Consider the following 12,959-nt stretch of genomic DNA (forward strand, 5'->3'; position numbering starts at 1 on the left):
CATCCCATCCTTGGTGCACATCGACGCGTGTCCGGACGTGGACTACGCTGCGTCCATGCCCTCGCATCCCCGCTCGCCCCAGGCCCGCCATCGCGAACGTCATCGCACCGATCGCGTGGGCTGGTTGCGCGCCTCTGTGCTGGGCATCAACGACGGCATCGTGTCGGTCGCCGGCCTGGTGGTAGGCGTGGCCGCGAGTGGCGCAGCGCCTTCGACGATCCTGCTGACCGGCGTGGCCGGCACGGTGGCGGGCGCCATGTCGATGGCTGCAGGCGAATACGTCTCCGTGCAGTCGCAGGCCGATACCGAGGCAGCCGATCTCGCGGTGGAGACACGCGAGCTGCGGGATACGCCGGAGAGCGAGTTGCTGGAGCTGGCCCAGATCTACGTGCAGCGCGGCCTGTCGCCCGCGCTTGCGCGCCAGGTGGCGGAACAGCTGACCGCGCACGATGCGCTGGAAGCCCATGCACGCGACGAGCTGGGCATCACCGAGGCCCTGCGTGCCCGTCCGGTGCAGGCGGCGCTCGCGTCGGCGGGTGCGTTCACGGTGGGCGCACTGCTGCCCATCGCGACCACGCTGTTGGCGCCCGCCGGCCAGGTCGGCATGGTGACGACCGTGGCGACCTTGGTGGGGCTGGTGCTGTCGGGGGCGCTGGCGGCCCGGGTCGGCGGCGCACCGATCCTGCGCGGCGCGCTGCGGGTCGGCTTCTGGGGTGCCATGGCGATGGGCGCTGCGGCGCTGGTGGGCCGCCTGTTCCACGTCGCCGTGTGATCCCTAAAGCGCCAGCCAGTTCCCCACGATCATCCGTGCCTCGTCCACGCCCTGCTTGGACTCGGCCGAAAAGGTCTGCACGCTGACGGTGTCGCCGAAGGCGGAGAACAGCTCCTTCTTCACCGCCTGCAGTGCGTTGCCCTGCTGGCCACGGCCCAGCTTGTCGGCCTTGGTCAGCAACGCATGGGCCGGCAGCCCGCGCTGGACGGCGTACCCCAGCATCTGGCGGTCGTAGTCCTTCAGCGGATGGCGGATGTCCATCACCACCACCAACCCCTTGAGCGCTTCGCGGGTGCGGAAGTAGCGGTCGATGAAGGCCTGCCAGTGCGCCTGGAGATCCTGCGGCACCTTGGCGTAGCCGTAGCCGGGAAGATCCACCAGATAGCGTTCCGGCTGGACCTGGAAGAACACCAGCTGCTGGGTGCGGCCGGGGGTCTTGGATACCCGCGCCAGGCGGTTGTGGTTGACCAGCGCATTGAGGGCACTGGACTTGCCGGCATTGGAGCGGCCGGCGAAGGCCACCTCGAATCCACCATCTTCCGGCAGCTGGCGCGGGGTGTGGGCGGAAAGCAGGTAGGTGGCGGAATTCAGGGGGTTCGACATGGCACTAGCATGGCATGTGCCGGCCCCGGGGACATGCCGGAAGCCCGTTGAATTGACCGGACAGCCCCGGCGCAGGGATAATTCAACGGTTTCGCGGCTGCATTCTGCGCCGCGTATCGTCTAGGGTTTCGGAGCTTTAGCATGCGCCACGCTCGCGTTATGGGACTTGCCGGACTGGCCGTATTGGCCGTGGGCGCAGTCGCTTTTGCACAGACCACCGTGGTTCCGGTGCCGGACAATGCACCGGTCGAGACCGCGCCGCTGGACATCAACCTCGCCAAGACCACCTGGGGTGATGCCAAGGCCGGCCAGACCAAGGCGGCCGCCTGCGCGGCCTGCCACGGCGCCGACGGCAACCCCAGCGATCCGCAGTACCCGCGCATCGCCGGCCAGAGCGAGCGCTATATCGCGCACCAGCTCGCGCTGTTCGCCTCGGGTGAGCGCAACACCGGCATGGCGGCCGTGATGGCCCCGTTCGCCCAGACCCTCAATGCGCAGGACATGCGCGACGTCGGTGCGTACTTCGCCACCCAGAAGTCGGGTGCCGGCCTGGCCGACGACAGCATCGTCGCCGAGGGCCCCTACAAGGACATGAAGTTCTACGAAGTGGGCCAGCAGCTGTACCGCAACGGCGACGCCGCGCGCGGCGTGCCGGCCTGCATGGCGTGCCATGGCCCCACCGGCGCCGGCAACCCCGGCCCGGCCTACCCGCACATCGGCGGGCAGATGCAGGACTACACCGTGCGTCGCCTGCAGGAATACAAGGCCGGCACCACCACGCTGAAGGACCCGACCCTGCACAACATCATGGCGCAGGTCGCCGCGCCGCTGACCGAGCAGGAAATCCAGGCGCTGGCCAGCTACCTGCAGGGCCTGCATGCCCGCGCCGACGACGTGGCCGCCGCCAAGTAATCCCGCACCCGGCCGCGTCGCGCGGCCGAAAGTGCAAGCTCCTGTTCATCGCGCCGGCCCCACCATGGCCGGCGTTTCTTTTTCCGCGACGCCCCGGAGCGGGACGTCCCGTTCCAGTCTGGAGAATCCCGATGGCCTCGCGTCTGCTGCCCGTGCTGATCACCCTGCTTGCCTTGCTGCCGGTCGCCACCCTTGCCGCACCGCCCGCATCGCCCCCGCTGGTCGAGGGGCAGGACTATGAAGTGATTCCGGACGGCAAGCCGTTCGCGCCCGCCAAGGGCAAGATCGAGGTCGTGGAGGTGTTCGGCTACACCTGCATCCACTGCGCGCACCTGGAACCCACGCTCGCCGCCTGGAAGAAGAAGCTGCCGCGCGACGTGCAGCTGACGCCGGTCCCGGCGGCATTCGGCGGCTACTGGATTCCCTATGCACGCGCCTTCTACGCCGCGCAGCAGCTGGGCGTGCAGGAGCGCACCCACCAGGCGGTGTTCGACGCCCTGCACAAGACCGGCAACCTGCCCATCCAGAATGCATCCGCCGAGGAAATCGCCGGGTTCTATGCCAGCCAGGGCGTGGACCGCGCGAAGTTCCTGGCCGCCCTGCGCGGCCCGGAGGTCGATGCACAGCTGGCCAGGGCGCGCGACTGGGTGACCGCCGCCGGCGTGGAAGGCACGCCGACGATCATCGTCAACGGCAAGTACCGCGTCACCGGCGGCGGCAACTACAGCGACAGGCTGAAGATCGCCGACCGGCTCGTCGCCCGCGAACGCGGCCGCAAGTGACGATCCCGTCATGGCGGCCGTTGCGGGCGCCATGCAGAATGTGATGTCCCCGGCCCGGCCGGCACCTTTTTCCTCTGAACCATTGGAGCTCGCGCGATGAAATCCCGTCACGTCCTGATGCTGTCCCTGCTGCTGCCCGTGCTGGCGGCCTGTGGTCCGAAGCCGGCCACCGACACCACGCCTGCCGCCGAAGCGCCCGCCGCACCGGCGACCACGACCGATGCCACCACCGCGCCCGCCGCCGACGCGCCGGCAGCTTCCGCCGAAGCCGCGACCGCAGCGCCGGCCGACGGTGCCGACAGCACGGCAACCGCCAACACCAACCCGGTCCTGCCGCCGCAGGGTCCGCCGCCGGTCGCCGGCACGGACTACGTCGAGATCCCCAATGGCCAGCCGTACGCGCCGCTCAACGGCCAGGTCGAAGTCGTCGAGGTATTCGGCTATGTCTGCCCGGCCTGCGCCCGCTTCGCCCCCGAAGTCTCGGCCTGGAAGAAGAAGCAGCCTGCCGACGTGCGCGTGACCTACGTGCCGGTGGTCTTCGGTCCCGTGTGGGCGCCCTACGGCAAGGCGTTCTACGCGGCCCAGGCCAAGGGCCTGGTCGACAAGACCCATGACGCGGTGTTCAGCGCCATCCACCTGCAGCGCTCGCTGCCGGGCGAAGGCAAGCCGCCGGCGGATCCGGCGCAGATCGCGCAGTGGTATGCCCAGTACGGCGTGGAGGCGAAGGAGTTCGTGTCGCTGATGAACAGTTTCGGCACCAACTCGCAGGTCGCCCGCGGCATGCAGTTCGCCAAGAACGCCGGAGCGGAAAGCACCCCCACCATCATCGTCAACGGCAAGTACCGCGTCACCGGCGGCCAGACCTACGCCGACGTGCTGCGCATCGCCGACCACCTGGTCGCGATGGAACGCGCACGCCGCTGAACGCCACGGAAGCCCCCACTTCCATGATCGACTCTCCGGCCACGCGGCGGCTGCGGCTGCTCAGCGCCAACATCCAGGCCGGCTCCAGCACCCGCCGCTACAGCGACTATGTGACCCGCAGCTGGTCGCATGCGCTGCCGGCGGGCAACAAGCGCGGCAGCCTGGACCTGATCGCGCAGCTGGCCGGGGAGCACGACATCGTCGGCCTGCAGGAGGCCGATCCCGGCAGCCTGCGCTCGGGCTTCACCAACCAGACGCATTACCTGGCCGAGCGCGCGGGCTTCGATTACTGGACGCACCAGCCCAACCGCAATGTCGCGCGGGTCGCCGGCAGCGCCAACGGCCTGCTCAGCAAACTTGAACCGGTGGAGGTCACCGACCACAGCCTGCCCGGCCGCATCAGCGGTCGCGGCGTGCTGATGGCGCGCTTCGGCGAGGGTGACGAAGGGCTCACGGTCGCCGTGGCGCACCTCTCGCTGGGCGCCAACTCGCGCCGCTCGCAACTGGCCTTCATCGGCGAACTGCTGTCGGATCATCCGCATGCGGTGCTGATGGGCGACTTCAACTGCGTGCCCGACACGCCGGAAATGCAACTGCTCTACAAGCGCACCCGCCTGCGTCCTCCGGCATTCTGCGTGCCCACGTTCCCCAGTTGGCGCCCGCAGCGCGCCATCGACCACATCCTGGTCAGCGAAGGCCTGCGCACCGACAACGCACGCGCCATGCCCGCCGCGAATTCGGACCATCTTGCGCTGGCGATGGACATCGACGTGCCGGACATTGCGTTGCGCTGACACCTCGCCGTATGCCGGGGTCAAGGATCGCGGCACCGTCACGGCACGCCACATGAAGAAGCCGGCAGACGCCGGCTTCTTCGTACTGCAGGCAATGCGATGTCTCAGAACCGCAGGTTGGCACGCACGTAGAAGAAACGACCGCCGGGAATGTCGTAGGTCGAAGCTTCGTAGCCGTTGAGCGAGCACGATGTGCACACCGGCGGATCCTCGTCGAACACGTTGTTGACGCCGCCGGTCAGCTGCAGCCCCTTGAACCATTCGAACTCATAGCCCAGTTGCAGGTCGTGGTAGGTCGTGGCGGCCAGCGTATTGCGGGTCGGCGTGTCGCAGAACTCGGACGGATCCGCCGCCAGGCAGGCCTCCTCCATCTCGGACAGGTGGCGGATGCTCCACGCGGCATTCCAGTTGCCCAGCTTCCAGTCCAGCGTCGCGGTCGACGTCCACTCGGGGATCGCGGTGTCGTTGACGACGATGCCCGGGGCCTGCGGCTGCAACTGGCCACCCGCACCGCGGGCTTCGTAACGGGTCACGATGGTGTTCTGCCAGCTCAACTTGAAGCGGCCGATCGAGCTCTCCGGCAGCGTCCAGAACACGTCCGCATCCCAGCCATCCGTCTTGATCGAGCCGAGATTGATCAGGAAGTTGGCGAAGGTATCGATCTCGCCCGATGCCAGGCGGTTGATGCCGGTGCAGTACTGGGGATCCTGCGTGGTCGCACACAGATCCAGCTGTGTCTGCGCGTCGATGGCCTGGATGGCGCCTTCCAGGTTGTGCCGGTAGTACGTCACTTCGAAGTCCAGCTTGTCCGACCATGCCACGTCTTCCGCGAACGAAGGACTGAACACCAGTCCGGCACTGAAGCTGCGCGCGGTTTCCGGCTGCAGTTCCGGGTTGCCGCCAGTCAGCACCGGTATCTGCGGATCATTCTGCCGTGCGCCCACCGGCACGCCGGGGCATGCGACCGGCGCGACGGACCCGGCCGGTGCGCTTGGCGGCACCAGGCATGGATCGACCAGCAAGGCATCGAAGCGGCTCTGCGAGCCGTACAGTTCACCGATCGACGGTGCGCGGAAGCCTTCCGCATACGTCGCGCGCAGCACCAGGTCCTCGGCCACCTGCCAGCGCAGGCCATACTTCGGCGTGAACTCGCCACCGAAGGTCGAGTAGTCCGAATAGCGGCCAGCCAGGCTCAGGTCGAGCTTGCCCGCGCCATCCTGTTGCGCGTACAGCGGCACGTTCAATTCCACGTACGCTTCATTGACGTCGTACTCGCCGGATGTCGGTAGCGACGGCACGCCGTTGTACTCGCCGGCCACCGTCTGCGGATCCGGGTTGTAGCTGCCTTCGTACTTGCGGTACTCGACGCCTGCTGCGAACTCCACGTCACCCGCCCACGCCGGGAACAGCGCGCCGCTCAGATTGGCGGTGACCTGGGTCAGCTTCTGTTCGCTGCGGTCGCGGAACAGGGGGCTGATGTAGGCAAGCATCGCGGGCGTGATGGTGTCGAAGCCGAAGATATCCAGCGGCGTGCACCCGTTCGTGGCCGCGCAGACCGCTGGATCGCCCAAGGCCGTGGCGATGTTGCGCGCGTTGTAGCTGCCGCGGTTGGTCTGGTCCGCTTCGTTCTTGCTGAAGGCCGCGTTGACGTCCCAGAAGAACTGGCGCTCGCCACCGAAGGAACCTTCGAGCCCGGCCGCGATGTACTGCGTATCGACCTCCTGCTCGAAAATGCGGGGACCGCCTTCCAGCGGGCGGCGGCGGATGGTGCCGATGTTGCCGCCGGGCCCACCCACCAGATCGAAGCCGAACGGGTTGTAGGGATGGTTGGCCGGTATGACCAGGTCGGCCGTGTAGCTGGTACCCGCGCCGGGCCCGAGGTCGATCGGCTCCGGCGCGGCCTGGTTGGTGGATTCGCGGCGGTTGTACAGCGCCTTCGCATAGAAGTTCAGCTGCTCGGTGATGGAGAAGCGATACTGGCCGAACACGCCCATGCGCTTGGAAGGGGTGATGAGCAGGTTGTACGGCGCATAGTTGAAGGCATCGCGCCCGAAGTCGAAGCACTGGAATCCGTCCGTGCGCGCAACACCCGAATCGCAGTCCGGCAGGTTGGGCGTGTAGACCGGGTTGGTCTGTCCGGGCTTCACCGACAGGTCGTATTCGTTGCCGTTCGGATCCGTGAAGGCGTAGCGGCCACCGAGGATGCGCGAGCTGCCACCCTGGATCGGGATCGAAGAGATGTAGCGGTCCGCCGAGCTGACTTCCTTCTGTTCGGTGTAGCTCAGGCTCAGGAACAGGTTGCTGCGCTCGGTGTCGAAGCCCCACGCGAAGTCGGCACCGGTGATTTCGCCGTCACCCTTGTCGTACTGGCCGTAGTTGAGCGTGACCTGCCCGCCATCGAAGTTGCGACGGGTGATGATGTTGACCACGCCGGCGATGGCATCGGAACCGTACAGCGACGACGCGCCGTCTTCGAGCACTTCGATACGCTCCACCAGCGCCAGTGGAATGGTGTTGAGATCGACCGCCGCGGAAACACCGGAAGCGGAAGACTCGTTGACCCAGCGCATCCCGTCCACCAGCACCAGCACGCGCTTCGGGCCCAGGTTGCGCAGGTCCACCTGTGCCGAGCCGGCGCCCACACCATCGCCATTGGGCGAGAAGCCGAAGTTGCCGGAGGAATTGAACTTGGTGTTGAGGGCAGAACCGGAACCGGTGAGTTCCTGCAGGATGTCGCCGATGGAGGTCAGGCCGGAGCGCTCGATGTCTTCGCGTGACAGCGTTTGCACCGGTACGCGGCCCTCCATCTCGGCACGCTTGATGCGGCTGCCGGTCACGGTGATCGTGTCCAGCGTGGTGGCCTCCTGGGCCAGGACGGTGGCAGGCAACGCGAGAAGCACTGCGAGTTGTATGGCCGAAGCCAGTTTGTGGCGGCGTGCGTTCATGGATTCTCTCTCCGGAAGGGATTGGGCCGCACGGCCGATGCCTAAAGCGGCTTGCCCATCGTTGTAAAGAATCGGTAAAACACCCACAACGGAAACAAGTCACCGTTTTGAAAAAGGTAACGGTGATTATCTGGATATAAACAGGTTTACCGCGAGTTTCTACACACAGCCGTCACGATGGTTAACAAGTAAATGTGTGTAGAGGGCGTCGCGATCAGCCACTGGCGATGATCGCGATCCCCATCACCATCATGAAGACGGCGAACACACGCTTCAGCGCCTTGCCGCCAATGCGGTGCGCCAGTCGCGTGCCGTAGGGTGCGGCAAGGACGGAGGCGACCGCCACGCCGATGGCGGCCGGAAGATAGATGTAACCCACCGCGTGCGCCGGCAACGCCCCCGGCGGTGCGTGCAGCGCATAACCCGCGGCACTTGCGAGCCCGATGGCCACGCCGCAGGCACTGGACGTGCCGACCGCGCGCACCGGCTGCACACCGCGCCACACCAGCAGCGGCACCGTCATGCTGCCGCCCCCGATACCGACCACCGCCGACACTGCACCGATCACGGTGCCCGCCATACTCATGCCGGCACCGCGCGGGGCGGGTACGCCACGACCTTCGGGGTGTGCGTTGCCGCCGAACAGCATCTGCGCACCTGCGATGAAGCAGTAACCGGCCACGATCCAGCGCAGCACGTCGTCATCCAGGTACACCGCCAGACCGCTGCCGACCCAACCACCCAGCAGCAGGCCCGGCACCATCCACACCACCGTAGGCCACAGCACGCTGCCGCGACGATGGTGCGCATACGCGGACGACGTGGCCGTCAGCACGATGCTCGCCAGTGAACTGGCGAGCGCGGCATGCATTGCGGCTTCTTTTGGAATGCCATGCAGCGGGAGTATCCACGCGAGTGCGGCCACCAGCACCAGGCCGCCTCCGATGCCGAGCAGGCCCGCGAGGATGCCGGCCAGCACGCCCAGTACAGGGAAAATCCAAACACCATCCAAGCATCACCTCGTCATCGCCTGTCTACAGGGAGGTTCAGCCGGCTTGGGTATAGTCCCCGGCATGATCCGCATCCCCCCTGTCATCGTACTCGCTGCCCTCGCGGGCCTGTGCATCGCGCCGGTATCGCGCGCGCAATCGCTCCACACCCAACGTCCAGTCGTCCGCGACGCGCTCGCCGCAGCGGAAGCCGGCCGCCTCGATGGCGCCACGTCATCCGCCCTCGTCCGCCACCCGCTGTACGGCTGGGTCGAGTTCGCCTCGCTGCGTCGCCAGATCGATGCAGTATCGACACCGCAGGCGCAGGCCTTCCTGAAACGTCACGAAGGCCAGGCCGTGGCCGAACAATTCCGTTCCCTGTGGCTGGCGGCGCTGGCGCGGCGCCAGGAGTGGCCCACCTTCCTCGCCGCGTGGAAGCCCACTGAAAACCTCTCCCTGCAATGCGCGCACCTGCAGGCACGCCAGGCCACCGGCCGCACAGATGCCGCGTGGACACAGCAGGCGCAGGCGATCTGGCGCAAGGGCGCGAAGTCGCTGCCCGATGGGTGCGAGCCGGTCTTCAACGTGCTCGCGAGCCAGGGTGGACTCACTCCCGCGCTGCGCTGGGAACGCATCGAGGCAGCGGCCGCGGAACGCCAGACCGGCGTGATGCGCTCGGCTGCCCGGGGGCTGCCCGCCGAGGAGGGCGCGCTGGCCGCCGACTACGCCGCCTTCATCGACGCCATCCATCCACGCGCATTGAACTGGCCCAAGACCGAACGCAGCCGACGGATGGCCGCGCATGGACTGGCCAGACTGGCCCAGAACGACCCCGACACCGCCGAGCGCCTGTTGCCCCAGTACGCCGATGCGTTGGGGATGGGCGAATCCGAACGCGGACAGGTGCTGTACCAGGTCGCGTTGTGGACGGTCGCCTCCTACGGTCCGGATTCCGCGCGCCGGCTGGGCAACGTGCCCGAGTCCGCCTACGACGAACGCCTGCACGAATGGCGCGTGCGCGAGGCCCTGTCGCGTGGCGATTGGCCGGCCGCGCTGGCGGCGTTGAAGAAGATGCCGCCTGCACAGCGCGCGGATTCGCGCTGGCGTTATTTCGAAGCGCGCATGTCCGAGAAGACGGGTGACCGTGCCAGCGCGCAACGCCTGTTCCGGGAAACCGCCGCCAGCCCCACGTTCCATGGCTTCCTGGCGGCCGACCGCCTGGAGCAGCCCTACGCGCTGTGCGCCTGGATCCCGAATGACCCCGCCGCCGCAAAGCAGATGGTCGCGCGCGATCCGGCCATCGTCCGCGCGATGGAGCTGTGGCAACTGGAACGGCCCGGCTGGGCGACCGCCGAGTGGAACGAGGCGCTGTCGCGCTTCGACGATACCCAGCGCCGCATCGCGGTGGAGGTGGCGCGCGACAACGGCTGGTTCGACCGTGCCGTGTTCTCGCTCGGCAGGCAGCCGGACGAGCAGCGCCTGTATACGCTTCGCTTCCCGTTGCACCACGACGACACCATCAAGCGCGAAGCAACGAAGCACAACATCGATCCGGCCTGGGTCGCGGCCGAGATCCGCGCCGAGAGCATCTTCAACCCGAAGGCGCGCTCCGGCGCCAACGCCATGGGGCTGATGCAGGTACTGCCCGGCACGGGCGCCGGCGTTGCCAAGCGATGGAGCATTCCGTATGCGGGCGCGGCGAGCCTGTACGACGCCGACACCAACATCGCCATCGGCACCGCGTACCTACGCGAGATGGAAGACAAGTACGGCGTCCCCCATGTCGCCATCGCCGCATACAACGCCGGACCGGCGCCGACCGCGCGCTGGCAGGCGCAGCGACCGGGCTTCGACCCCGACGTCTGGATCGAAACCATCAGCTACAAGGAAACCCGCGAGTACGTGGCGCGCGTGCTCGCCTTCAGCGTGATCTACGACTGGCGCCTCAACGGCACCGCCCTGCCGGTGACCGACCGCATGATGGGGCGCGTGCAGGCCAAGCGGAAAGCCTTCACTTGCCCGACGGCGCAGATGCCGAAGAGCTGAAGGCGGATGCGCTCCTTGCAGGAGCGACGTCAGTCGCGACCTCGCCCCTCTGCACCCAGAGGTGCGCGGATGCTCCACTGCGAGTCAGGAGCAGTCGCTCCATCAGGCGTCACATCGTTCCGCTTTTCCGGTCGCGGCTCACGTCGCTCCTGCAGAGGTCAACAGCAGACGGCGAACGCACCAATCCGGCATCATGCCGGCATGAAGATCTATCTCGTCGGCGGCGCGGTGCGCGACCGGTTGCTTGGGCTGGCGCCCGGCGACCGCGACTGGGTCGTGGTCGGTGCCACCCAGGCGGCGATGGAAGCGCAGGGATTCAAGGCGGTCGGTCGCGACTTCCCCGTGTTCCTGCACCCCGATACGGGCGAGGAGTACGCGCTCGCGCGCACGGAACGCAAGAGCGGACGGGGCTACCGTGGCTTCGTGGTCGATGCCGATCCCTCCGTGACGCTGGAAGAGGATCTGCAGCGGCGCGACTTCACCCTCAATGCGATCGCGCAGGACGCCGACGGAACGCTGATCGACCCGTACGGAGGGGCGCGCGACATCGACGCGCGCGTGCTGCGGCACGTGAGCCAGGCCTTCGTCGAAGATCCCCTGCGCGTGCTGCGCGCGGCGCGGTTCATGGCGCGCTTTGCATCGCTGGGTTTCACCATTGCGCCGGAGACGATGGCGCTGATGCGCGAACTGGTCGCCAGTGGCGAACTCGACGCGCTGGTGCCGGAGCGGGTGTGGCAGGAACTCAGGCGCGCGCTGGCGTCGACGACGCCTTCTGCCTTCCTGTCCACGCTGCGTGCCTGCGGGGCGCTGGCCGTGGTGTTGCCCGAGGTGGATGCGCTGTACGGCGTTCCGCAGCGCGCGGAGTATCACCCGGAAGTCGACACGGGCGTGCACCAGGAAATGGTCAGCGACATGGCCGCGCGCCTGGCGCCCGGTGATGCGTGCATCGGGTTCGCTGCGCTGACCCACGACCTCGGCAAGGCGTTGACGCCGGCCGACATGCTGCCGAAGCACATCGGGCACGAGCACGCGGGCGTCAGGCCCGTGCTCGCCCTGTGCGAGCGCCTGAAGGTGCCGGCCGACTACCGCGAGCTGGCGGTGATGGCGTGTCGCGAGCATCTCAACGTGCATCGCCTGGCCGAACTGCGCGATGCCACGGTCGTGGAGCTGCTCACCCGCTGCGATGCCTTCCGCCGTCCCGAGCGTATTCCGTGGCTGGCCACGGTCTGCGAGGCGGACAAACGCGGACGTGGCGACCATGCAGAGGCGGACTATCCGCAGGGCCGGGAACTGCTGCGCCTGCACCAGGCGGCCCGGCAGGTCAGCACCCGCGACGTGGCCTGCGACGGCATGACCGGGCCGCAGATCGGCGACGCCGTACGCGCCGCGCGGGTTGCCGCCGTGCAGCGCGCCCGTCGGATCAGCGGCTGATCCACCCGCATCCCATTTCACACCTGGGCGGGTATTGTCGCGTTCGCGGCACGGGAGCCGCATCACGCCATCCCATCACTCGAGGGTCCGTCATGGAATGCACGCGCACCATTCTGTACCTCTGCCTGGCCGGCGCCGGCCTCTGGGGCTCCGAAGCCCGGGCCGACGATGACTATGTCACCTGCGAAAGCCGCAACGACCGCTACCAGAGTTGCCCGATCTCCACCTCGGCCTACGTCACCCTGGACCGCCAGTTGTCCAGCACCTCATGCGTCCAGGGCCGCAGTTGGGACTACAACCGCCGCGAGATCTGGGTGGATGACGGCTGCCGCGCGACCTTCCGCGTGCACACGAGTTCTTCAGGCCACCATGACGGCAACAAGGATGCCAAGGTGGCGGCCGGGGTGCTCATCGGCGCGGCCATCCTCGGTGCCATCGCCGCCAACGCGGACAAGAAGGACAACAAATACGACGACGACCGTTACCAGGGGCCGCGGCATACGTCGTATGTTCCCGGCTGGATGATCGGCACGTTCGAAGGCTACAACCCGATGTACAACAGCGACGTAACCCTGACCATCGACTCCGATGGCCGCGCAAAAGCCCGTTCCGGTGGCCAGACCGTGAACGGCTGGATCAACGACGGCCGCCTCAACGTCGGCAACACCACGTTCGACATCGACCAGTCCCGTGACGGCCTGGTCACCTCCCAGGTGGGGGACCGGCACAACGAGGTGCGCTACCGCCGCGTTCGCTGAACG

General features: G+C 67.5%; 11 protein-coding genes. 8 read left to right on the forward strand and 3 right to left on the reverse strand.

From position 1 onward, the window contains the following. Nucleotides 1-55 precede the first annotated feature (55 nt). Entirely contained in the window at nt 56-772 is a 717-nt protein-coding gene (locus WBN46_RS15845) for a VIT family protein (RefSeq protein WP_337732401.1), read from the forward strand. Nucleotides 773-775: 3 nt separating this feature from the next. Here WBN46_RS15845 and yihA read toward each other — a convergent pair whose 3' ends face one another. Continuing rightward, entirely contained in the window at nt 776-1,375 is a 600-nt protein-coding gene (gene yihA, locus WBN46_RS15850; protein ID WP_337732402.1) for a ribosome biogenesis GTP-binding protein YihA/YsxC, read from the reverse strand. Nucleotides 1,376-1,516: 141 nt separating this feature from the next. Between yihA and WBN46_RS15855 the strand changes: the two genes are divergently transcribed. The 4 genes from WBN46_RS15855 to WBN46_RS15870 all read left to right on the forward strand — a co-directional run bounded on the left by WBN46_RS15855 (nt 1,517) and on the right by WBN46_RS15870 (nt 4,787). Further along, nucleotides 1,517-2,287, forward strand: coding sequence for a c-type cytochrome (locus WBN46_RS15855; RefSeq protein WP_337732403.1), 771 nt, complete (start codon nt 1,517-1,519; stop codon nt 2,285-2,287). A 131-nt stretch (nt 2,288-2,418) separates the two neighbouring features. Next, a complete protein-coding gene (locus WBN46_RS15860; RefSeq protein ID WP_337732404.1) occupies nt 2,419-3,069 on the forward strand; it encodes a thiol:disulfide interchange protein DsbA/DsbL in 651 nt (216 codons plus the stop codon). A gap of 96 nt (nt 3,070-3,165) precedes the next feature. Then, a complete protein-coding gene (locus tag WBN46_RS15865) occupies nt 3,166-3,993 on the forward strand; it encodes a thiol:disulfide interchange protein DsbA/DsbL (protein WP_337732405.1) in 828 nt (275 codons plus the stop codon). Nucleotides 3,994-4,016: 23 nt separating this feature from the next. Continuing rightward, complete coding sequence (locus tag WBN46_RS15870) at nt 4,017-4,787, forward strand: endonuclease/exonuclease/phosphatase family protein (RefSeq protein ID WP_337732406.1); 771 nt, start codon at nt 4,017-4,019, stop codon at nt 4,785-4,787. A gap of 104 nt (nt 4,788-4,891) precedes the next feature. On the opposite strand, the gene WBN46_RS15875 is transcribed toward WBN46_RS15870, so the two are convergent. Both WBN46_RS15875 and WBN46_RS15880 read right to left on the reverse strand, forming a co-directional pair. Continuing rightward, the gene (locus WBN46_RS15875) at nt 4,892-7,732 is read right to left on the reverse strand and encodes a TonB-dependent receptor (RefSeq protein WP_337732407.1); all 2,841 of its coding nucleotides are present in this window, start codon (nt 7,730-7,732) and stop codon (nt 4,892-4,894) included. A gap of 214 nt (nt 7,733-7,946) precedes the next feature. After that, on the reverse strand, nt 7,947-8,744 hold the full coding sequence (locus WBN46_RS15880; protein WP_337732408.1) for a sulfite exporter TauE/SafE family protein: 798 nt from the start codon (nt 8,742-8,744) through the stop codon (nt 7,947-7,949). 61 nt (nt 8,745-8,805) lie between these two features. Between WBN46_RS15880 and WBN46_RS15885 the strand changes: the two genes are divergently transcribed. The 3 genes from WBN46_RS15885 to WBN46_RS15895 all read left to right on the forward strand — a co-directional run bounded on the left by WBN46_RS15885 (nt 8,806) and on the right by WBN46_RS15895 (nt 12,956). Beyond that, the gene (locus tag WBN46_RS15885) at nt 8,806-10,767 is read left to right on the forward strand and encodes a transglycosylase SLT domain-containing protein (protein WP_337732409.1); all 1,962 of its coding nucleotides are present in this window, start codon (nt 8,806-8,808) and stop codon (nt 10,765-10,767) included. A gap of 201 nt (nt 10,768-10,968) precedes the next feature. Next, on the forward strand, nt 10,969-12,198 hold the full coding sequence (locus WBN46_RS15890; RefSeq protein WP_337732410.1) for a multifunctional CCA addition/repair protein: 1,230 nt from the start codon (nt 10,969-10,971) through the stop codon (nt 12,196-12,198). Between the two features lie 92 nt (nt 12,199-12,290). Continuing rightward, nucleotides 12,291-12,956, forward strand: a complete 666-nt coding sequence (locus WBN46_RS15895) for a DUF3011 domain-containing protein (RefSeq protein WP_337732411.1) — start codon at nt 12,291-12,293, stop codon at nt 12,954-12,956. Nucleotides 12,957-12,959 lie beyond the last annotated feature (3 nt).

The sequence above is a fragment of the Pseudoxanthomonas sp. CCNWLW251 genome (assembly GCF_037402255.1).
Taxonomy (GTDB): domain Bacteria; phylum Pseudomonadota; class Gammaproteobacteria; order Xanthomonadales; family Xanthomonadaceae; genus Pseudoxanthomonas_A.